The sequence below is a fragment of the Campylobacter cuniculorum DSM 23162 = LMG 24588 genome (genome assembly GCF_002104335.1).
GTDB lineage: Bacteria > Campylobacterota > Campylobacteria > Campylobacterales > Campylobacteraceae > Campylobacter_D > Campylobacter_D cuniculorum.
The window spans coordinates 1,354,878-1,375,280 of sequence record NZ_CP020867.1 but is presented as its reverse complement, the minus strand read 5'-3'; the positions used below and the strand labels follow the sequence as shown (position 1 = coordinate 1,375,280).

General features: G+C 32.5%; 20 protein-coding genes. 8 read left to right on the top strand and 12 right to left on the bottom strand.

What is annotated here, in order from left to right; genetic code table 11:
* Positions 1–77: 77 nt before the first annotated feature.
* The 3 genes from CCUN_RS06805 to CCUN_RS06795 are packed head-to-tail and all read right to left on the bottom strand — an operon-like array spanning position 78 to position 3,210.
* The gene (locus CCUN_RS06805) at positions 78–824 is read right to left on the bottom strand and encodes a pilus assembly FimT family protein (protein WP_027306552.1); all 747 of its coding nucleotides are present in this window, start codon (positions 822–824) and stop codon (positions 78–80) included.
* Positions 808–2,016 carry a membrane protein gene (locus tag CCUN_RS06800; RefSeq protein ID WP_027306551.1) on the bottom strand — a complete coding sequence of 403 codons (1,209 nt, stop codon included), beginning with the start codon at positions 2,014–2,016 and terminating at the stop codon, positions 808–810. The genes CCUN_RS06805 and CCUN_RS06800 overlap by 17 nt, the downstream gene beginning before the upstream one ends.
* Before the next feature lie 42 nt (positions 2,017–2,058).
* Positions 2,059–3,210 (bottom strand): YbfB/YjiJ family MFS transporter, encoded by a 1,152-nt coding sequence (locus tag CCUN_RS06795; protein WP_027306550.1) that lies wholly within the window; start codon positions 3,208–3,210, stop codon positions 2,059–2,061.
* Positions 3,211–3,307: 97 nt separating this feature from the next.
* Between CCUN_RS06795 and CCUN_RS06790 the strand changes: the two genes are divergently transcribed.
* On the top strand, positions 3,308–3,532 hold the full coding sequence (locus CCUN_RS06790) for a 2-hydroxymuconate tautomerase family protein (protein ID WP_027306549.1): 225 nt from the start codon (positions 3,308–3,310) through the stop codon (positions 3,530–3,532).
* Between the two features lie 20 nt (positions 3,533–3,552).
* Here CCUN_RS06790 and tcuB read toward each other — a convergent pair whose 3' ends face one another.
* The 6 genes from tcuB to acpP all read right to left on the bottom strand — a co-directional run bounded on the left by tcuB (position 3,553) and on the right by acpP (position 10,743).
* Positions 3,553–4,620 (bottom strand): tricarballylate utilization 4Fe-4S protein TcuB, encoded by a 1,068-nt coding sequence (tcuB, locus tag CCUN_RS06785; RefSeq protein WP_027306548.1) that lies wholly within the window; start codon positions 4,618–4,620, stop codon positions 3,553–3,555.
* Positions 4,617–6,026 carry an FAD-dependent tricarballylate dehydrogenase TcuA gene (gene tcuA / locus CCUN_RS06780; RefSeq protein WP_027306547.1) on the bottom strand — a complete coding sequence of 470 codons (1,410 nt, stop codon included), beginning with the start codon at positions 6,024–6,026 and terminating at the stop codon, positions 4,617–4,619. Before tcuA ends, tcuB begins: the two co-directional genes overlap by 4 nt.
* On the bottom strand, positions 6,026–7,324 hold the full coding sequence (gene tcuC / locus CCUN_RS06775; RefSeq protein WP_027306546.1) for an MFS transporter: 1,299 nt from the start codon (positions 7,322–7,324) through the stop codon (positions 6,026–6,028). The genes tcuA and tcuC overlap by 1 nt, the downstream gene beginning before the upstream one ends.
* 1,007 nt (positions 7,325–8,331) lie before the next feature.
* Positions 8,332–9,273, bottom strand: coding sequence for an acetyl-CoA carboxylase carboxyltransferase subunit alpha (locus CCUN_RS06770; RefSeq protein ID WP_027306545.1), 942 nt, complete (start codon positions 9,271–9,273; stop codon positions 8,332–8,334).
* The gene (locus CCUN_RS06765) at positions 9,274–10,488 is read right to left on the bottom strand and encodes a beta-ketoacyl-ACP synthase II (RefSeq protein WP_027306544.1); all 1,215 of its coding nucleotides are present in this window, start codon (positions 10,486–10,488) and stop codon (positions 9,274–9,276) included.
* A gap of 21 nt (positions 10,489–10,509) precedes the next feature.
* Entirely contained in the window at positions 10,510–10,743 is a 234-nt protein-coding gene (gene acpP, locus CCUN_RS06760) for an acyl carrier protein (RefSeq protein WP_027306543.1), read from the bottom strand.
* A gap of 107 nt (positions 10,744–10,850) precedes the next feature.
* On the opposite strand from acpP, the gene tenA reads away from it, so the two are divergent.
* Complete coding sequence (gene tenA, locus CCUN_RS06755; protein ID WP_027306542.1) at positions 10,851–11,516, top strand: thiaminase II; 666 nt, start codon at positions 10,851–10,853, stop codon at positions 11,514–11,516.
* A gap of 63 nt (positions 11,517–11,579) precedes the next feature.
* Here tenA and CCUN_RS06750 read toward each other — a convergent pair whose 3' ends face one another.
* Genes CCUN_RS06750 through gpmI form a run of 3 tightly spaced genes read right to left on the bottom strand, consistent with a single transcriptional unit; the run spans position 11,580 to position 14,276 of the window.
* On the bottom strand, positions 11,580–11,987 hold the full coding sequence (locus CCUN_RS06750; protein ID WP_027306541.1) for a pyridoxamine 5'-phosphate oxidase family protein: 408 nt from the start codon (positions 11,985–11,987) through the stop codon (positions 11,580–11,582).
* A gap of 9 nt (positions 11,988–11,996) precedes the next feature.
* Positions 11,997–12,740 (bottom strand): 3-oxoacyl-ACP reductase FabG, encoded by a 744-nt coding sequence (fabG, locus tag CCUN_RS06745; protein ID WP_027306540.1) that lies wholly within the window; start codon positions 12,738–12,740, stop codon positions 11,997–11,999.
* 57 nt (positions 12,741–12,797) lie between these two features.
* Positions 12,798–14,276, bottom strand: a complete 1,479-nt coding sequence (gpmI, locus tag CCUN_RS06740) for a 2,3-bisphosphoglycerate-independent phosphoglycerate mutase (protein WP_027306539.1) — start codon at positions 14,274–14,276, stop codon at positions 12,798–12,800.
* A gap of 78 nt (positions 14,277–14,354) precedes the next feature.
* On the opposite strand from gpmI, the gene mraY reads away from it, so the two are divergent.
* The 6 genes from mraY (at position 14,355) to CCUN_RS06710 (ending at position 20,197) form a co-directional block, all read left to right on the top strand.
* Complete coding sequence (gene mraY, locus CCUN_RS06735) at positions 14,355–15,416, top strand: phospho-N-acetylmuramoyl-pentapeptide-transferase (RefSeq protein WP_027306538.1); 1,062 nt, start codon at positions 14,355–14,357, stop codon at positions 15,414–15,416.
* Positions 15,413–16,609, top strand: a complete 1,197-nt coding sequence (gene murD, locus CCUN_RS06730; protein ID WP_027306537.1) for a UDP-N-acetylmuramoyl-L-alanine--D-glutamate ligase — start codon at positions 15,413–15,415, stop codon at positions 16,607–16,609. The genes mraY and murD overlap by 4 nt, the downstream gene beginning before the upstream one ends.
* 142 nt (positions 16,610–16,751) lie before the next feature.
* Positions 16,752–17,576: a UDP-2,4-diacetamido-2,4,6-trideoxy-beta-L-altropyranose hydrolase gene (gene pseG / locus CCUN_RS06725; RefSeq protein ID WP_027306536.1), complete on the top strand. Its 825-nt coding sequence runs from the start codon at positions 16,752–16,754 to the stop codon at positions 17,574–17,576.
* Positions 17,573–18,046 (top strand): UDP-4-amino-4,6-dideoxy-N-acetyl-beta-L-altrosamine N-acetyltransferase, encoded by a 474-nt coding sequence (gene pseH / locus CCUN_RS06720; RefSeq protein WP_027306535.1) that lies wholly within the window; start codon positions 17,573–17,575, stop codon positions 18,044–18,046. The genes pseG and pseH (CCUN_RS06720) overlap by 4 nt, the downstream gene beginning before the upstream one ends.
* A 32-nt stretch (positions 18,047–18,078) precedes the next feature.
* Positions 18,079–19,434: a UDP-4-amino-4,6-dideoxy-N-acetyl-beta-L-altrosamine N-acetyltransferase gene (pseH, locus tag CCUN_RS06715; RefSeq protein WP_085296668.1), complete on the top strand. Its 1,356-nt coding sequence runs from the start codon at positions 18,079–18,081 to the stop codon at positions 19,432–19,434.
* The gene (locus CCUN_RS06710; RefSeq protein ID WP_027306531.1) at positions 19,427–20,197 is read left to right on the top strand and encodes a class I SAM-dependent methyltransferase; all 771 of its coding nucleotides are present in this window, start codon (positions 19,427–19,429) and stop codon (positions 20,195–20,197) included. Before pseH (CCUN_RS06715) ends, CCUN_RS06710 begins: the two co-directional genes overlap by 8 nt.
* Positions 20,198–20,403 lie beyond the last annotated feature (206 nt).

Here is a 20,403-nt window from a genome sequence, read left to right as displayed (position 1 = left end):
ACCTCTTTCATAAGTAATAATTTTTAGTTAATTATATTAACTTTTAATTAACAAAATTTTAAATCTATTAAAAATCTTTAAATTTGGGAACAAGATTTAATTTTTCCCTTTTTTAATTCTATATTTTGTTGATTAGCATTTTGAAATTGAGGAATATAAGCAAAACCGCTTAAATTTTCCACCACGATACAAAGGTTTTGTTTGTTTTTGTCTAAAAGTTTTATGATGCATTTTTCATCTTTTAAAGCAAGATTTTTATCAAAATTTCCTTTTGCATTTTTTAAAGGAGAATAGAGTCTGCCTAATTTGTCAAAAACAAGACGCGTTGTTCCCGAGCAAGAGCCTTTAAATTGCACTTGAGTGATACCAAAACTTTTTTCTATGTTAAATTTCTTACTCGCTTTTTCATCATTTTTAGAAATCACTCCACTCTGCCCTGAATTCATTAGTTTTTTAGGATTGATTAAATCTATAGCAATTTCTCTATCTAAATTCACTTGAGTTTTTCCTAAATTTGCATTTCCATCTCCATTTTTGTCTAAAAATATCGTATAAGTTTGCTGATTTTGCGTGGCTGAACTTGATTTGATGAAATAAAGCTGCCATTTATTTTTATACCATTCTCTTTTTGCCACAGCCAAATTTTCAATTCTAAAATCCTCTTGCATCATCGCTAAAGTCCTTGTATAACGAATATCATTAAGGATTTGTTGAGCTCCTTCTAAAAGTTTATTTTTAGAAAAATTAAAAGGCATTACACTAAAAATTATACCCAAAATGAACACGACTAAAACAAGCTCTAAAAGGCTAAATGCTTTTTTCATAGCTTTTGATTTGATAGATTTTATTTGATTTTCCAAGTTTAACTTCTATAATTTTTTCATTTGAATTTAAATTCTTTTTATTGTCAATGCTTTTAAGATAAAACGTGTTGCTGTCTTTAATGCCATAAAATTTTAATCTTTGTTGTAAATTTTTATCCACCCTTAAAGCGTTGATATTTTGTTTTTTAAGCTCTATGCTCAACTCTTTTGCAAAATGATAGTTATTTGCAAAATGCCTTTTAGGCTCTAAAAAATAATACAAAAATTGATTTGCTACAATCACAACATAACAAATCAATAAAAAAATCACACTGCATTGTATGAAAATTTTATATTTAAGTCTGAATTGAGGAAGTCTGACGCGATAAGATTCTATCAAGGTTTTTATCAGTAAAGGGGTGCTGATAACGCAAAAAGGCAAGAATTCTTCTAAATAAAGTTTTTGTCTTAAAGAAAGCAAAGAACAAAAAATAAAAGTAACACTCATTAAAAACCAAAGCAAACTTTTGTTATTTTTAAAACTTAAGCGATAAATCACATAGAAAAAATACACAAAAATCAAGGGTGAAAAACAGGCTGCAAAAATGCCTAAAGTGTCTAAAAAATGTCCTCTAGGACGTCCGCTGACCTCAAAGCCATAAAAGGATAAACTCAAAGCAAAAAGCACCAAAGAAAGTGTAAAGAGTAAGGAATTTTTTTTATAAATTCCAAAAAAGAAAAAGGTTAAAAATAAAATATTAAAGGATTTATCCACAAATAAGGCAAAAATTAAAAGAATATAAAATAAAATTTGTTTTTTGTATTCATACGCACAAAGTATGGCAAGGCTTAAGAGTATAACTAAAGAAGCTTTATTCACAAGCAAGGCACTTGCAACCGAACCGGGCAATAAGATAAAGAGTAAAAGGGCTAAGATGGCGTCATTTTGCGTTTTTGTATATTTTAAAGCAAGTAAGAAAAGTAAAATACAGCTTAAAACATGGAAAAACAAAAAAGGAATTCTTAAACCAAAATCATTTTGTCCTAAAAGCAAGGTCCCAAAATGAGTGATATAATAAAGCAAAGATTTTTCACCAAAATAAATTTCTGCTTCATCTTCGCTGATACTAAGAGAATTAATACCATAAATCAAAGCACAAAAATCTATGCTGACTAAAACTAAAAAAAGTCTTAAATTTTTATTTTTTTCCATAGTTTTGATTTTACAAAATTTAAGCTTAAAAATAAAAAGCTCTCAACGTAGATTTTTAATCGGCACAAGCACTAAGGCACTAAAGATATGCAAAATCACGCAGAGATTAAAAAGAGAAGAATAACTTGCAAAATTCAAACTATAAGTGAAAATGAAAGAAAATACAGCTTGAAAAATTCCAAAGGCAAGAGTTAAAAAACTCGAACTCTGACTGAAATATTCTTTTCCTGCAATTTTTAATGCCATAGCATTTGTTAAAACAACATTTCCCGTTGTTGCAAAACCCATAAGAAACACTGAAATATTAAGACAAAAAAGTAAAAAATTTTGCGGCAATAAAAAATAAAATCCGGCTATCAAACAAGAAAAAGCCTTAAGAGCTAAAATCAAAATATGAGCGTTTTTAAGTCCTATTTTATCGCCAAGTATGCCACTGCTTAAACTCCCAAATGCTGCACCTATACCAAAAAAAGCCCAAGAAGCTCCTGCTAAAATGATATCAAAATTCAAATCCCTTACCAAAAAATCTACCCAAAATAAGGTATGAGGCAAGTATGCAATGGCATTGAGTATATAAGAAATAATTAAGAGCCATAAAAAATAAGGAATTTTAAATTTCTTTGTTTCATCTTGTTTTTTAGCGGGATTTAAGGTTTTTAAGGCAAATAAACTCCAAACAAAAGCAAACAAAGAGATACAAGCTAATAAAATCCAAGCATAATTAAGACTATATTTTGTTACAAGTGGAAGCACAAAACCACTAAAAACAGCTCCAAAACCTATCCCGCTAAAAACTAAACCTCCTATACTTGCTCTTAATTTTTCCTTAACATAAGGCAGAGATAGCGGTGCAGCTAAAATCATCAAACTCGCACTCGCTCCTCCGGCTAAAAATCTCCAAATAAAAGCTGAAGTAAAGGACAAAGTTTCCACAGCACAAGCAAAAAAACTCACAGAAATGATAAAAAAGCTTATTTTCGCTATGCTTTCTAGGCTTAAATGTCTTTTTAAAAGATTGATAAAAATTGAACCAAAAATATAACCCACTAAAATTGCAACTCCTAGCATTATGCTTTGAGTTTGACTCATAGCTCTTTGAGTAATCATCAGCGGAATAAGCACAATATAACCAAATCTTGCCAAACCATTTGCCACAAAACTTGCTAAAAAGCAAGAAAATATGCGAAAAATCATTCTTTGCCTTTTCTGTAATTAAATTTTTTGAAATGATTTTGATTTTAGCATAAATTTAAGATAAAATATAAAAAACATTCAATTTTAAGGAGTGAATATGCCCTTTGTTAATATTAGAATCACTAAAGAAAATGGAGAGCCCACAACAGAGCAAAAAGAAGAACTCATAGCTGGAGTCACAGATTTGCTCGCAAAGGTTTTAAACAAAAATAAAGCTTCAACCGTGGTGATTATTGATGAAATTTGCACGGATAATTATGGTTTAGGTGGTCAAAGTATCACAAAGCTAAGAAAAGCACAAAAGGATAAAAATTTAACTTAGAGCTTTTCTGCTCTAAGTTATTAATGTTGTTCTTCTTCTGTATTGTATTTTAAAAGTGCGGTGAAACGATAAAACATATGCACAAATTTAGAATAAGGCAAAAGGATAAAAAAAGTTAAGATACAACTTAAATGCAACCAAAGCAAAGCTGCTAAATATTCGCTTTCTCTAAAAAACATAAGCAAAAGACCTGTGAAACTCACAATAAAAAGCATAAGAATAAAAACATAATCCATGCCAACGCTTTCTTTATCGATGAGTTTTTTATCCGCTTTAAGTTTTAAAATCAACAAACCCAAAGTCCCTATACAAAGAAAAATTCCACCGATAAAACCAAAGAGCTTAGGAAATTGCGTTAAATCATAAGGAGCATAAATATGCAAAAAATGATGATAAAAAGCCCCTAAACTTGTAGCAATAAAACAAAAAATAAAACCATAAGCTGTTAAATGATGAAAAATTTTACGCACATTGCTTCTGGTTTCATTAGGATAAGTGCAACCCTCATTTTTATGTCCGCCAAGATATTTAAGACTTAAAGCATCTTTTAGAGTTTGGATAAAGGCTGAAAAACTGACATTTTTAAGCTCAATTGCCTTAGCGTATTTTACAATACCTACAATCAAAGCTATCAAAACCAAAATTCCTACAATACTAAATAAACTCGTCATATAAGTATAAGGCATAATGTCAAAAAAATCCCCGCTTTGTGAATTTTTACCCGCAAAAGCGAGATAAAAACCCGCAAAGAAAAGCACCACTAAAAGCAAAGCACTTATAAAAGCATTTTTTTCAAAAATAAAACTTAAAAAATTAGGAAAAGCATATTTTTTATAGCTTTGTTGTCTTAATGCAGCAAATTGTGCAGGAATGGACACATTAAATTCATGTGGAGGGGCGTATTGACAATCATAAAAACACTCCGAGCAATTATGGCATAAATTTGCCAAATAGTCCATATCTTGCAAGTTAAACACCCTCTTTTTTTCCATAGCAGGAAAAACAGCACACAAACCTTCGCAGTATCTGCAAGAATTGCAAATCACACAGGATTTCATAGCATCTTCATAAATTCGAGTTATTTTCATTTTAATCCTTTCATTACTTTTACAGCATTTTCACCTGCTAATCTTCCAAAAACCGTGCCTATACTCATACCAAATCCCGCAACATAGCCTTGAGTAAGGATATTTCCAGCCATAATCTCACCTGCAGCAAATAAATTTTCAAATAAACTCCCATCATCTTTATAAACCCTTGCAGTTTTATCAACCTTAACCCCCATATAAGTAAAAGTAACTCCCGGTCTTAAAGGATAGCAATAAAAAGGCGGGGTATCAATCTTCAAAGCCCAGTGAGTTTTTTCAATCTTCAAACCCTTTGTGAAGCAATTATCTTGTATGGTGTGATTAAACTGCCCTGCAACAACGCTTTGATTGTATTCATCAATGGTTTGTTTTAATTTTTTCTCATCAAGTTTCATCTTTTGAGCAAGCTCTTCAATGGAATTTGTAACAATAGGCGGAAAAAGCGAAGGCATATAACAACTTTGCACTTTAGAATCTGTGATAGAATAGGCAATTTGCTCTTCTTGATTTGCCACAAGTCGCCCCCAAATTGCATATCTTTTAGGCCAAAAATCTTCACCCTCATCATAAAATCTTTGAGCATCTTTATTAACCACTATACCCAAAGAAACGCAATCAACCCTTGAAGCAATTCCTCCATCGTATTTAGGTGTCCTTGCATCGATTGCCACCATATGTCCTTGAGTAGGGTCTCCTATGATTTGAGCCTTATTTTTTTGCAGGGCTTTAAGCATTTTTCCTTGATTAAATTTTGTTCCTCTGATGATGAAATTTCTTGCTTTTTCTCCCCAAGCCTCTTCAAGCCATTCTAAATTTGACTCAAAACCTCCGCTTGCAATAATAAAAACCTTAGCCCTAAATTTCACTTCTTGATTGTTTTTTTTATCTAAAACCAAAGCTTCTTTACAAGCATCTGCTTCAAAAATCAAATCCAAAGCTTCAAATTCATAAAAAATTTCAATGCCTAATTTTTTTGCTGTGGTAAAATAAGCATTAACCAAAGATTTTCCGCCCCCTAAAAAAAAGGCATTTGTGCGTCCTAAATGCAAGGTTCCACGCATAGAAGGTTGAAATCTCACGCCGTGTTTTTTAGCGAATTCCACAGCTTGTGGAGTATGAGAAATGACAAATCTTGCGTATTCTTCGTTTGTCTGCCCTTTGGTCACCTTAAAAACATCATCAAAAAATTCATCCTCACTATAAGCATCTGTTAAAACATCAGTGGGTGCATCGTGCATGGAACGTAAATTTCTTGTATGCTGTGAATTTCCGCCACGCCATTCTTTTGGAGAAGATTCTAAAATCGCAACTTTTAGATTCTTATTTTCTTCCTTAGCACTAATCGCTGCACAAAGTGCGGCATTGCCACCGCCAATGACAATCACATCAAATTCTTTTGTCTGCATTAAGCTTCCCCCTCTCTTTGCTGTCTTTCATAAAAACCATTTTTCCTAAAAATAACCACACTCGCAATGAATGAACAAACCGCCGCAAAAGTAAGCCAAAACGCAGGAGAAGCAGGATTGCTTGTCCATTGAACAAGTGCAGTGCTCACCGCAGGAGTGAATCCTCCAAATATCGCCACCGTGATAGAATAAGAAAAAGAGAATCCCAGAGCCTTGACATGCTTTGGCATAATTTCTGACAAAGCACAAACCATAGCTCCATTATAAGCTCCAAAAATGAAGCTAAACCACAATTCTACCAAAATAAGATTTGTGAAAGTTACATTATTTGCCAAGAAATTTAACATAGGATAAGCCGAAATCATACCCAAAAAGGTAACAAAGAATGCAACTTTCTTGCGACCGATTTTATCACCGATAAAGCCAGAAACAGGCAACCAAAAGAGATTGCTAAGCCCAACGATAGCGGTTACAATGAAACTTTCCAACTTTGAAAAATGCAAAATATTGTTCGCAAAATGTGGTGTAAAGGAGGTCACAAAATAAAAAGTCACCGTTGTCATCATCACAAAGAACACACCCGTAATGATAATCGGATAGTTTTCAGACATATTCTTAAAAATCGCTCCAAAAGTCTTTGGTGCGTGATGTTTTTTCGCCTCAAATTCAGGTGTTTCCTCTAATGTGCGTCTGATATAGAAGATAAAAGGCACAACCATACAACCAATGATAAAGGGGATTCTCCAGCCCCAATCTTCCATAATCACATCGCCCACCCAATAGTGCAAAGCCACACCAATAGCCCCAGCAAACACTGTTGCTACTTGTTGCGAACCACTCTGCCAAGACACATAGAATCCACGTAAATGCTTAGGGGCAATCTCTGCGAGATACACACTCGCTCCTCCCACTTCAGCCCCCGCACTAAAGCCCTGCAAAAGACGTCCCAGCACAACGATAATTGGTGCTAAGATTCCAATGCTCTCATATCCCGGGCAAAAGGCTATGGTCAAAGTCCCTATCGCCATAAGCGTGAGCGTGAGCAATAACCCGTTCTTTCTTCCATGTCTGTCCATATACGCCCCAAGCATAATGGCTCCCAAAGGACGCATAAGAAAACCCATTCCAAAAGCCAAAAAACTTTGCATAATAGAAATAAATTCATTCTCCGCAGGAAAGAAAATCGACGCTATGAATGGTGCATAAAATCCATACACAGCGAAGTCATACATTTCTAAGAAATTACCGCTTGCGACGCGGAATATAGCTTTAGCGTCTTTTTTAGCTTGTGTTGTCATAGCAACTCCTTTTAACCATACATATTTATAAAAACAATTATAAACTATGTTTTATAAAATTTTATTTTAAAATATTTTTTTGTATTCAAAAGTATTTTTAATGTTACAAAACAACTCATTTAAGGAGTTTAATTATCTTTAAATATTTTTTTAATATTTATTGAGTTTTACCTCTCACTCTTTTACTAGGTTTTATATAAATATCAATTAAAATAATAAACTCAATGTGTTTAAATTTAAACTCTTTCAAGCTTCGCTTAAATTCATAATTTTTTATTTTTGCGACAATAAATTAAAATTTTCCTCACTATCCTTAAAATAATAGATTTTAAATTTTATTTTAATCTTACTTTGAATTTCTAATGCCCTCTCTATCTCTTTTTTATTTCAAATTTTATTTCAAAGCTTCTAAATTCAATTTGTCTTTTAAACTTTTAGTCTATATTAAAAACTAATATTATATTTTAATTTTCATTCTTTGATTTAATCATTAATCTCTTTTTTAACTTTGCAACACAATCAAATATTAAGTATAAAAACACCTATTGTTAGTTTTTAACTGCTTTAAATAATCAAACTTTTGTAATTTTTTAATGGAATATAAATTTAAAAACTAAAAAATAAATTATAAAAATCTTAATCAAATTAAATTTTTGTTTGGTTTTAGGAAATAAATTTTGTTTATGTTGATAAAAATTGTATTTTTAAATTTTTAAAATTGAAAACAAAAACTTTTTAAATCATATATTTTGTTGGTATATTACTTTGGATATTTAAAGCTAAAGATTTTAAGTATTCTTGTAATTTTTTGTCTATTATTAGTATTTTTGTTATATTAAATCCTTTAGAATTTATAAGTCTTTGCGAGCATAATTTTTAGGTTTATAATAAAATATACAGCTTTATGATGACTTCTTAAATTGCATTCAAATTCGCCTTAAAATAAAATTCAAAAAAGAAATTTTTCTTTATCATTGATTCTGCATTCAAATTTAATATTTCTAAACCTATTTTTTTTCGTTAAATACGCCAAGTTTAAGAATTTTTTGCATACGGTGGGCAATAAGCTCTCTTTTATCAATTTTTTCAAGTTCTTCTAAAGATTTTTTAACATAATCAGCTATTGCTGTAGCAGCTTGTTCCTTATTGCGATGGGCTCCATTGATAGGTTCATCAATGACCTCATCAATGAGACCTTGATTTTTAAGTTCTGTAGCTGTTACTTTCATCGCTTTAGTAGCCGCTTCACTTTTTGTGGGGTCATTCCAAAGTATGGCTGCACAGCCCTCTGGAGAGATAACTGAAAAAACAGAATTTTTCATCATAGCAAGTCTGTCTGCCACTCCTATGGCTAAGGCTCCTCCACTTCCTCCTTCGCCAATAACTACAGCAATTGTAGGGGTTTTAAGGTCGCTCAATTCATACAAATTTTTAGCAATAGCCTCACTTTGCCCCCTTTCTTCAGCTCCAATGCCCGGATAAGCACCCGGAGTGTCAATCAAAAATAAAATAGGAAGTTCAAATTTTTCAGCAAGTTTAGCAATTCTTAAAGCTTTCCTATAGCCTTCAGGATGAGGCATACCAAAATTTCTTGCAATTTTATCTTTGGTTCCTCGCCCCTTTTGCTCTCCAATCACCACAAGCTTTTTTCCAGCTAAATAACCCATAAAACAAACGATAGAAGGGTCATCTTTGAAGGCTCTGTCTCCGTGAATTTCATATGCATCATTTAAGATAAGTTCGATATAATCGAGTGCATAGGGGCGATCAGGATGCCGTGCAAGTTGCAAACGTTGAAAATCACTTAAATTTTTATAAGTTTTATAAAATTCTTTCTCAAGATTTTTTTTCAAAATGGCTACAGCATGAGTGTCGCCTTTAATCTGTGCATTGATAATATCTTCATCAATCTGTTGAATACTTTTTTCAAAATCTAAATATGAGGCCATTTAATCCACTTTCTTAAAAATCACACAGCCATTTGTTCCACCAAAACCAAAAGAATTGCTCATAACCACTTTTAAATCAGCCTTTCTAGAATGGTTTGGCACATAATCTAAATCGCATTCATCATCTTTTACAAATTGATTGATAGTCGGAGGAATGATACCCTTTTCTAAAGCCATAATGCTAATCACAGCTTCAATCGCTCCAGCAGCTCCTAAACAATGTCCGATTTGCCCTTTTGTTGAGCTTATAGGAGGAATTTCATTGCCAAAAAGCTCTTTAATCGCTGAAGTTTCATTTCTGTCATTTATAGGTGTTGAAGTTCCGTGAGCATTGATATAATCTATTTTTAAATTTCCAGCCATTTTTAATGCTTTTTTCATAGCTCTTAAAGGTCCATCTAAAGTTGGAGTTGTAATATGATGAGCATCAGCACTTTCGCCAAAGCCTACGAGTTCAGCATAAATTCTAGCCCCTCTTTTTTTCGCCCCTTCATATTCTTCTAAGACTAAAGCCCCAGCACCTTCTCCCATGACAAAACCATCTCTTTCTTTATCAAAAGGTCTTGAAGCTGTAGTAGGGCTATCATTTCTTGTGGATAAAGCTTTCATTGCAGCAAATCCACCTATACCAACGGCACAAATTGCAGATTCTGCTCCAACAACAAGCATTTTATCCGCTGTTCCTAAACATATGCTTTTATAGGCTTCACATACGGCATGAGTTCCTGCAGCACAAGCTGTAACACAAGAAATATTTGGTCCTTTTAATTTATGTTCAATTGAAACTAAACCCCCAAGCATATTTACAAGGGCTGAGGGGATAAAAAAAGGTGAAATTTTACGTGCTCCACTTTTTTCGCAGAGTATAGAATTTTTTTCTATATTAGGCAAACCCCCTATACCAGAAGCCGAAACAACACCAAATTCCTCTGTATTAAGTTTTTCATCAAAATGTGCATCAATCATCGCGTCTCTTGCTGCTTTTATCCCCAGTTGAATGAAACGATCGATTTTTTTTACTTCTTTAGCCTCTACAACTTCTAAAGGATTAAAATTTTTAACTTCCGCTGCAATTTGCACAGAAAGAGCAGATGCATCAAAAAGAGTGATTGTATCCACCCCACTTTTACCTTCGCAAATTGCTTTGAAAGAATTTTCCTTATCTAAACCTAAAGCATTGTTCATTCCAATGCCTGTAATTACAACTCTTTTCAAAAATAAACCTTAAATTAAAAATTATTTTTTAAGATTATCAATATAATTTACAACATCTTCAATCTTAATCAGTTTTTCGGCATCACTATCAGGAATTTCGACTTCAAATTTTTCTTCTAAAGCCATAATAAGCTCTACCACATCTAAAGAATCTGCACCTAAATCCTCAATAATTTTTGATTCCATTTTTACTGCATCCGAATCAATACTAAGCTGTTCTACAACTACTGCCTTTACATCGTCAAATGTTGCCATTTGTTTTCTCCTTTAAAAAATAAAACGTATTTTATCATAAAAAAACTTAAAATATTTATGGTTTTTGATTATACTTGTTTTAAAAATATTAAATTAAAGGAGAAAGAATGCTTTTTCAAAGATTAATCAAAGAAAATTCTAAGATATGGGATGCATATTTGCATCATAATTTTGTTAAAAAATTAGAAAATGGCTCTTTAGCTATGGAAAATTTTTTGTTTTATCTTAAGCAAGATTATATCTACCTTATTCATTACGCTCAATGTTATGCTTTACTTGCTCTTAATGCAAACAATGCTAAGGAATTACATTTTGCTATGAAATTTCAAAACTATATTTTAGAAGGTGAGCTTGAACTCCATAAAAGCATTTTAAAACTCGGTATTGATGCAGAGCGTTTGAGTGTCAAAGATGAAAGCATAGTCAATATCGCTTATACGCGTTATATGTTAAATGTTGGGCAAAGCGGAGATTTTTTAGATTTGCTTGTTGCCTTGAGTGCTTGTGCAATAGGCTATGGTTATATCGGTAAGGAGCTCTATGAAAAATTAGGTGCTAAAGGACTTGAAAATCATACTTATAGGGAATGGATTTTGACTTATTCAGGTAAAGAATTTCAAGATGAAATCAAAGAATTTGAAGATTTTTTAAATTCTTACAGCAATCAAACGAGTAAGGAAAAATTTGACAAACTTAATACAATTTTTGGCGCAGTTGTGCGTTTAGAAACTGCATTCTGGCAACATGCCTTGACAATGAATCTTGAAATTTAAATGAATTTTGAACTTCTACTTTTTCACAAAAAAGTAGAAGTGGATTAAAACAAATCAATCCTTTTAAGCTTTATAGAGTTTAAAATCTCCATTTAAAAATTGCATTCTTGCACTAAGATGGTTGAGATAAAACACTTCGAATTTAGGATTGTTAGGATTATCATAAAGTTCTTTTAATATTTCATATTTTTTAAACATTGCTTTTTTGACTTCAGCATTGTTTTCAAAAACCGCATTGGCTCTAAGTCTTAAAAAAGTGCCATCTTTAGCACAAGAGCAAAATTCTATGCCGTCGTGATTTTTAATATGTTTAAAAAGTCCTTTAGTGTTTGAAGTGCAAAAATAAATTTTATCTTCATACAAAAGAGGGCTTTGTATAGGACGCACACGAGGATTGCCACAAGTGCCACGAGTCGCTAAAAACGCAGGAGCGTTATTATCTAAAAAATCCATAATGTCTTGAAGATTCATTTTTTTTCCTTACATATAAAGTCCGCCATTGATTTTAAGCACATCTCCTGTTACATAAGAAGCATAATCGCTCAATAAAAATGCAACGCAAAGTGCCACCTCTTCGGGTTCAGCCAATCTTTTCAAGGGAATATTTTCTGTATAAGTTTTTTTAATTTCATCGCTTAAGTTTTGTGTCATATCACTTTTAATAAAACCCGGCGTTACGCAGTTAAAACGCAAATTTCTACTCGCTCCCTCCTTAGCAAAAGCTTTGGTTAGGGCTATCATTCCACCCTTGCTTGCAGCATAATTGCTCTGCCCGATATTTCCCATTTCTCCTACTATAGAAGCGATATTCACTACAGCACCAAAACGTTTTTTACTCATTGCCTTTAAAGCCTCACGACAACCCAAAAAAGCAGAATTTAAATTTGTATCCAAAACCTTAGTAAAATCTTCTAGTTTCATTCTTAAAGCGAGTTTATCATTTGTAATTCCTGCGTTATTGACTAAATAACTTAATTCTCCATCACTTTCAAGTATGGTTTTAATCCCTGCTTCAAATTCATACTCTTCACTCGCATCAAATTTAATCACTGCTGCCTTTGCACCTTTTGAAGTGATTGCATCCTTTAAAGCGTCGGCTAATTCTGGTTTTGAACGATAATTAATCCAGACCTTAAGTCCAAAATCTGCCAAAACTCTAGCAATAGCTGCACCAATTCCCTTACTTGCTCCTGTAATTAAAACATTTTTTCCGCTAAATTTCATTAATTTTTTCCTTTATTTGTTAATTTAATTTTATCATTATATAAAATTTGAGTGAATTTAAAATAAAGCTTCATTCATTTCTTTTGGAATTTCAAGTCCAAGTATCTTTAAAATACTTGCGGCTATGTTGCTAAGTCCTTGATTTTCTTTGATTTTTTTCACCCCTAAAGCTTCAACAAAAACAAAAACATCAAAATTTGTATGATTTGTAAGTAAATTTCCATTCTCATCTTGCATTGCTTCACAATTTCCGTGATCGCTTGTGATGATAAAAGCATATTGAAATTTTCTAGCATAAGCAACCAATTCACCCAAACAGCTGTCCACAGTTTCAACAGCCTTAATGGATGCATTAAAATCGCCTGTATGTCCTACCATATCGCCATTTGCAAAATTCACGACGATAAAGTCTTCACCTTTCTCAATGCCTTTTTTAACTTCAGATAAAACCTCATAGGCACTCATTTGTGGTTTTTCATCATAGGTTTTAACCTTTGGACTTGGGATAAGAACCCGCGTTTCATTTTCCAATAGCTCTTCTTTTCCCCCGTTAAAAAAGAACGTTACATGGGCGTATTTTTCAGTTTCTGCGGTATGAAGCTGACTTAAACCTGCTTTTGAAATGACTTCGGCTAAGGTATTTTCAATTTTTTCTTTTTCAAAAAGAACAGGAATTTTAAATTTTTCATCATAAACACACATTGTCAATAAATTTTGAAAAATTTTTTCGCGTTTAAATTCCTTAAAATCTTTAGAATTTAAAACTTCAATCAATTCTCGCATACGATCATTTCTAAAATTAACAAAAATCAAACCATCCTCTTCACTTAAGCCTTTAAAATCATTTGAAACCACACCTTTAATAAACTCATCGGTCGTGTTTTTCTTATAAGAATTTTCGATATAAGAGCTAAAATTTGAAACTTTAGGAACTTGAGCTAAAAGACATTTATAATATTCTTCAACTCTATCCCATCGTTTATCCCTATCCATAGCGTAAAATCTTCCGCATACTGAAGCTAAATGCACCCCTTTTTTTTCGCACAATTGCTCTAAATTTTGAATGAATTTCAATCCCGTTTTAGGACTCACATCGCGTCCGTCTGTGATGGCGTGAGCATAAATTTCATTGCCTTTATTTTTGCAAATTTCAAGCAAAGCATCAAAATGCGTGTGACTAGAATGCACTCCGCCATCGCTATAAAGCCCGATGATATGGATTTTTTTGCATTTTTTTAAAAGATGATTGAGTTGGGGATGATTTTCTAAACTTTTATCTTTTATGGCTCTATTGATTTTAACTAAATTTTGATAAATGATTCTCCCACTTCCTATACACATATGTCCCACTTCGCTATTTCCCATTTGTCCTTCAGGCAAACCTACTGCTAAACCGCTTGTTTTAAGCAAAGAATTAGGAATTTGTTTGAAAAATTTTTCATAATTTGGTTTTTGAGCTGCTTCAAAGGCATTAAATTTTGGACTTTTATTATATCCTATACCATCGGTTATAACTAAAATACATTTTTGTTTCATTTTTCACTCTTTTATAAGAATATTTTTTGCTATATTTTACTAAAATTAAACTTTCAAAAACCAAAAAAGGCTTAAATTTTGTATTATCTTTCCGAACTTAGCAATTATGCTTTTTTTAGCTATATTAGTGTGCGAGCGGGCTTTGCATTTTTTATTGCTCTGTGTTTGAGCTTGTTTTTAATGCCCAGGTTTATACTTTGGGCGAAGGCGAAAAAAGCAAATCAACCCATTTATAAATACGCCCCTCAAAATCATCAAAACAAAAATGATACTCCGACAATGGGCGGACTTGTTTTTATCAGTTGTGCGATTGTTGCAAGTTTGTTTTGTGTGAAATTTGATAATGTTTTTACAATTTGTGCAATTTTGTGCCTTGTGCTTTTTTGCTTGATTGGACTCATTGATGATTTAGGAAAAATCCTTAAAAAAGACAATCATTGTGGATTGAGTGCAAGAGTAAAATTTATATTACAAATTCTTGCAAGTGTGATTTGTATCATTCCTTTGTATTTAAGTGCTGAATTTAATACCGAACTCTATCTCCCTTTTTATAAGCATCCGCTTTTTGATATGGGTATCTTTGCATTTTTCTTTTGGATTTTGGTCTTCATTTCAAGCTCTAATGCTGTCAATTTGACCGATGGACTTGATGGACTTGCTACCGTTCCTTCGATTTTTTCTTTATCAAGTTTAGGAATTTTTCTTTATTTGAGTGGAAATTTAAATTATAGCGAGTATTTGCTTTTACCTAAAATTCAAGGTTTAGGCGAAGTTGTGATTGTATGTGCTGCTTTGATTGGAGCTTTAATGGGCTTTTTGTGGTATAATTGTTACCCTGCACAAATTTTTATGGGAGATAGTGGAAGCTTAAGTTTAGGAGCTTTTATAGGTTTTTTAGCCATTATTAGCAAAAATGAAATTTTGCTTTTACTCATAGGCTTTGTTTTTGTATTAGAAACCATTTCTGTCATCTTACAAGTGGGGAGTTTTAAAATTTTTAATAAAAGGGTTTTTAAAATGGCACCGATTCATCATCATTTTGAAAAAGCAGGTTGGGTGGAAAATAAAATCATTGTCCGTTTTTGGATGATAGCTCTTCTCTCAAATTTAATTGCTCTAGCGTCAATCAAAATAAGATGAAAAAATCACTCTTTGGATACGGAAAAACCACAAAGGCTTTGGCAAAAAAATTTGGAGGTTTTGATATTTATGATGATTGTTTTAGTGAAATTTCACAAGATGAATTTGGCAACACTTTTTTGCCTGTGAGTGAATTTGATGAAGAGCTAAGCAAACTTGAAATTCCTAGCCCGGGCTTTCCAAGAGAGCATACTTTGATTCTTAGAGCTAAAAATCTTCAAAGTGAATATGATTTTTTCTATGATGTGATGCCAAGAAGTGTATGGATTAGCGGAACAAACGGCAAAACCACGACAACGCAAATGTCTCAACAACTTTTAGCTAAAATCGGCTCACAAATGGGTGCAAATGTTGGCATACCTTTAGCTGAACTTGATAGCTATGCAAAGCTTTGGATACTTGAAACCTCTTCTTTTACTTTACACTACACTCATATCGCTAAGCCTGAAATTTACGCACTCTTGCCTATAACGCCTGATCATATTTCTTGGCATGGAAGTTTTGAAGCCTATGTTAGGGACAAATTGAGTGTTTTAGAGCGTATGTGCGAGAATGATGTTGCGATTTTACCTGAACTCTATGCCAAGACAAATTCTAAGGCTCATATCATCACTTATAAAAATGAAGAAGATTTGGCTCAAAAATTTGGGATTGATAGTAGGCGAATTCATTTTAAGACCCCATTTTTACTCGATGCTGTTATGGCTTTAAGTATAGAAAAAATCCTTTTAGATACTGCAAGTTACGAGCTTTTAAACGATTTTGTTATGGAAAAAAACAAGCTTGAAGAATTTTATGATAGATACAATAGACTTTGGGTTAATGATACTAAGGCTACTAATGAAGATGCCTTAATGCAAGCTCTCAATCGTTATAAAGATAAAAAAATTCATCTCATTATCGGCGGTGATGATAAGGGTGTGGATTTGAATGAACTTTTTAAATTTATGCGTAGATTAAACCTTCAAATCTATGTTATAGGAATAAGCAGCGATAAAATGATGGCTTATGCCCTTAAACATGGTATAAAAGCGGTAAAATGCGAAATTTTAAGCAAAGCAGTCAATGAAATTTCAAAGGAGCTTAAAAAAGAAGAGGTGGCTTTATTAAGTCCAGCTTGTGCGAGTTTAGATCAATTTAATTCTTATGCACACAGAGGAGAGGTTTTCAAAGAATGCGTTAAGGCTTTATGAAGTTTGTTTTTAATTAAAATTAAGTCGAATGTGAAATTTTAATAAAATAGAGAGAGAAGGAGAGAAGAGGGAGCAAATTTTTATCTAATCCTAATGACTTTTTTGCTAAACTTTGAAATAAATTTTTAGAAATAAGGATGATATGAAAGTTCTTTTTAGGAGTGATAGCTCAAGTGAAATCGGTTTTGGACACATTAAACGCGATCTTATTTTTGCAAAACAATACGAAGATGTGTCTTTTGCGTGTTTGGATTTGGAGGGTTCTTTGATTGATGAAATTCCTTATCCGGTTTTTGAGCTAGAAAGTGAGAGCATTTACGAGCTTGTCAATCTGATTAAAAATCAAAAATTTGAACTTTTAATTATCGACCATTATGGAATCAATGCTGATGATGAAAAACTCATAAAATACGAAACAGGAGTAAAAATTTTAAGCTTTGATGATGAGCTTAAGCCTCATCATTGTGATATTTTGCTCAATGTCAATGCCTATGCAAAGGCGAGTGATTATGAAGGTTTAGTGCCTTTTAAATGTGAGCTAAGATGTGGTTTTTCTTATGCTTTGATACGAGATGAATTTTATGAAGAGAGCAAGAAAGAGCGAGAAAAGATTTATGATTTTTTTGTTTGTTTGGGTGCAACGGATGTTAAGAATTTATCTATTGATTTGATTTTAGAATTACCAAAAGATAAAAAAATCGCCCTTGCAACAAGCAGTTCTAACAAAAATCTTACAAAACTTATGAATTTTGTCAATGAAAATCCTAATGTTAAACTTTTTGTTGATTATGAAAATTTAGCTCAATTAATGAATGAAAGCGATAAACTCATTATCAGTGCAAGTTCTTTGGTCAATGAAGCTTTAATTTTAAAGGCAAATTTTAAAGCCATTTGTCTTGCTAAAAATCAACAAAAAATTGCCGCTTGGCTTACCCAAAAAGGCTATGAAGTGGAGTATAAATTATGATAGAGCTTAAGAATTTTACTTCTTTAAATAAGAGTGAATTTTATTTGGTTTTGGCTTGGCGTAACGACCCGAATATAGCTCATTTTACAAAGAATCAAAAAATTTCTTTGAATGAGCATTTAACTTTTTTCGATAAACTTAAAATTCTTAATGATAAAAAATATTTTTTAGTTTTTGACAAAGATGAGCCTATCGGAGTAATCAATTTCATAGATATTTGTGAAGAATCTTGTGAATTTGGGCTTTATGCTAATCCTTATCTTAAAGGCAAGGGGCAAATTTTAATGGATGAGTTAAAAAACTATGCTTTTGGGATTTTAAAGGTTAGAAAAATCAAAGCTTGCGTATTTAAACACAATGAAAAAGCTTTGAATTTATATCTTAAAAATGCTTTTGAAATTTATAAAGAGGATGAAAAAATGTTTTATATAAGTTTAAGCAATGGGGGGGGGGATTTACCTTTTTTGTAACTTAAATTTAAGATTTTTTAAAGGATTAGGCAATGAAAATCGCGATTCTCACTGCGCCTAATCAATGGTTTATCCCCTATGCAGAGCAACTTGCAGAAAAGATTCCATATGCAAAATTATATTTTGACAGCACAGAAATGGTGGAATCTTTTGAGCTTGTTTTCATACTCTCTTATCATAAAATCTTAGATAGAACATTCTTAGACAAGCACAAATACAATTTAGTCGTTCATGCTTCAGCCTTGCCCAAAGGCAAGGGTTGGTCGCCGATGTTTTGGCAAGTGCTTGAGGGTAAAAGGGAGATTGTTTTTAGTCTTTTTAACGCTTCAAGTGCGGTGGATAGCGGAGAGATTTATCTGCAAGAAACTCTGCATTTAAGTGGCTTAGAGCTTTATGAGGAATTGCGTCAGAAGCAAGCAGAGATGTGTCAAAAACTCTGTTTGGAATTTTTGGAAAAATTTCCTCATTTAAGCCCAAAGGCACAGAGTGGAGAGGAGAGTTTCTATCCTAAGAGAAGTCCAAAAGATAGTGAATTAAATCCTGCAAAGAGCCTAGATGAGCAGTTTAATTTATTGCGTATTGTCAGCAATGAGGAATTTCCAGCGTTTTTTTACAAAGATGGCAAAAAGTTTATTCTAAAAATCTATGCAGAATCCGCCTCTTCTGCGGGGGGGGGGGTAATTTCTAGTCTTATTATAGAGCTAGAAAATTATGTCTTTTTAAATGCGACACAACAAAAAGAGATTCTAAACTACCGCAACGATCCACGTATTAACGCAAACTTCTACACGCGACACACCATAGGTTTTAAAGAGCATTGCGCATTCGTGGAATCCCTAAGGGGCAATTTATGTAAAGAATACTTTGTTCTAAGATTCCATCAGAGATTTTTGGGAAGCATTAATTTTACAAAAAGCAAAGAGAGGGCGGAGTTTGGATTCTTTGGCAATCCGGACATAAGCGGAATGGGGCGCACACTAGAGCAGGTGAGCCTCTTTTATGCGTTTTATGTTTTAAGAGTGCAGGAATTATGCCTTGAGGTGTTTTCACACAACAAACAAGTCATAAATTTGCACAAGAAATTTGGCTTTCAAGTCGTGGGTGAAAAATCAATCAAAGATGCAAAAGTACTCTTAATGAGTTGTTCTGCGGGGGGGGGTGAAGCCCTAGTTATTTTGCTCTTTTTTAGGATTTTTTCGTGGCAAAAAATCCTAAACAATCACTGCTTTTCTAAAGAGTATTTTAAAAAATACTTTGAAAATTATATTCTTGCAAAATTATTTTTTAATACGCAATTAAGTCCGCTTAAAATTTACAAAAATCACATTCTTAGCGGGGAATTTTCTTCTACTTTTTTAACTTCTTTTGAAAGGATTTATCATGCATGATCATATTAAAGAATATTGGGAGAATCAGGCTTTGAAATTTCATAATTCCTCTCTCGCAACTTCGCCCGATTCTATCGCTTTTGAGCTTGAGATTGAGACGCTTATGCACTATTTATCTTCATGGGATAAAATCTGTGATGTCGGCTGTGGTAATGGCATGAAAGCAAAAAGTTTGGTTGTGAATTTAGAGTGCGATTATGTGGGGATTGATTTTTCTGGGCAAATGATAAAGGCAGCAAATGCGGTGCGTTCAGAGCTTTTAAAGCAAAATCCTCAACTTAAAATCACTTTTAAACAAGCTGATATTTTAGAGCAAAATCTTTTTGAAAAACAAAGTTTTGATAAGGTTGTAAGCACACGTTGCTTGATTAATCTTAGAAATTTTCAAGCACAAAAGAAAGCCATAAAAAATATTGCTTCTTTTTTGAAAAAAGACGGCATTTTTTTGTGTATTGAAAACACATTAGATGCTCTAAAAAATCTCAATGATGTAAGGGAGAGATTCGGATTAGAACCTATTGCGGTGCGGTGGCATAATTGCTATTTTAAAGAAAAAGAATTGCTAGAATTTGTGAAAGAAGATTTTGTGTGTGAGAAGATTGATAATTTCGCAAGTACTTATTATTTAATCTCAAGGACATTGAATGCTTTAATGAGTGATGTTGTTGATTATAATTCAAAGCTCAATCTTTTGAGTGCAAAATTACCAGCAATAGGCGATTTTTCACCAATGAAATGCTTTGTTTTAAGAAAACGCGTATAATTTTTGGGTAAAACAATCAAATTTTACATTCTTTTGAAAATTTTCAAACGAGCAATGCAGATTAGGAATAAAAATTGCTTAAATTAAATAAGGAATTAATAAAAACTATGGCAAAATTCTAAAAATTAAAATCATAGCTTAATTTAAAAATAAAATGGGTTTTGTGCAATTTGTGCTTTTTGATTTTATGGAAAAAATCATAGTTT

Excerpts from the sequence above, each read along its gene's own strand:
- CCUN_RS06805 (WP_027306552.1), bottom strand. The coding sequence starts at position 824 with ATGAAAAAAGCATTTAGCCTTTTAGAGCTTGTTTTAGTCGTGTTCATT.
- CCUN_RS06800 (WP_027306551.1), bottom strand. The coding sequence starts at position 2,016 with ATGGAAAAAAATAAAAATTTAAGACTTTTTTTAGTTTTAGTCAGCATA.
- CCUN_RS06795 (WP_027306550.1), bottom strand. The coding sequence starts at position 3,210 with ATGATTTTTCGCATATTTTCTTGCTTTTTAGCAAGTTTTGTGGCAAAT.
- CCUN_RS06790 (WP_027306549.1), top strand. The coding sequence starts at position 3,308 with ATGCCCTTTGTTAATATTAGAATCACTAAAGAAAATGGAGAGCCCACA.
- tcuB (WP_027306548.1), bottom strand. The coding sequence starts at position 4,620 with ATGAAAATAACTCGAATTTATGAAGATGCTATGAAATCCTGTGTGATT.
- tcuA (WP_027306547.1), bottom strand. The coding sequence starts at position 6,026 with ATGCAGACAAAAGAATTTGATGTGATTGTCATTGGCGGTGGCAATGCC.
- tcuC (WP_027306546.1), bottom strand. The coding sequence starts at position 7,324 with ATGACAACACAAGCTAAAAAAGACGCTAAAGCTATATTCCGCGTCGCA.
- CCUN_RS06770 (WP_027306545.1), bottom strand. The coding sequence starts at position 9,273 with ATGGCCTCATATTTAGATTTTGAAAAAAGTATTCAACAGATTGATGAA.
- acpP (WP_027306543.1), bottom strand. The coding sequence starts at position 10,743 with ATGGCAACATTTGACGATGTAAAGGCAGTAGTTGTAGAACAGCTTAGT.
- tenA (WP_027306542.1), top strand. The coding sequence starts at position 10,851 with ATGCTTTTTCAAAGATTAATCAAAGAAAATTCTAAGATATGGGATGCA.
- CCUN_RS06750 (WP_027306541.1), bottom strand. The coding sequence starts at position 11,987 with ATGAATCTTCAAGACATTATGGATTTTTTAGATAATAACGCTCCTGCG.
- fabG (WP_027306540.1), bottom strand. The coding sequence starts at position 12,740 with ATGAAATTTAGCGGAAAAAATGTTTTAATTACAGGAGCAAGTAAGGGA.
- gpmI (WP_027306539.1), bottom strand. The coding sequence starts at position 14,276 with ATGAAACAAAAATGTATTTTAGTTATAACCGATGGTATAGGATATAAT.
- murD (WP_027306537.1), top strand. The coding sequence starts at position 15,413 with ATGAAAAAATCACTCTTTGGATACGGAAAAACCACAAAGGCTTTGGCA.
- pseG (WP_027306536.1), top strand. The coding sequence starts at position 16,752 with ATGAAAGTTCTTTTTAGGAGTGATAGCTCAAGTGAAATCGGTTTTGGA.
- pseH (WP_027306535.1), top strand. The coding sequence starts at position 17,573 with ATGATAGAGCTTAAGAATTTTACTTCTTTAAATAAGAGTGAATTTTAT.
- pseH (WP_085296668.1), top strand. The coding sequence starts at position 18,079 with ATGAAAATCGCGATTCTCACTGCGCCTAATCAATGGTTTATCCCCTAT.
- CCUN_RS06710 (WP_027306531.1), top strand. The coding sequence starts at position 19,427 with ATGCATGATCATATTAAAGAATATTGGGAGAATCAGGCTTTGAAATTT.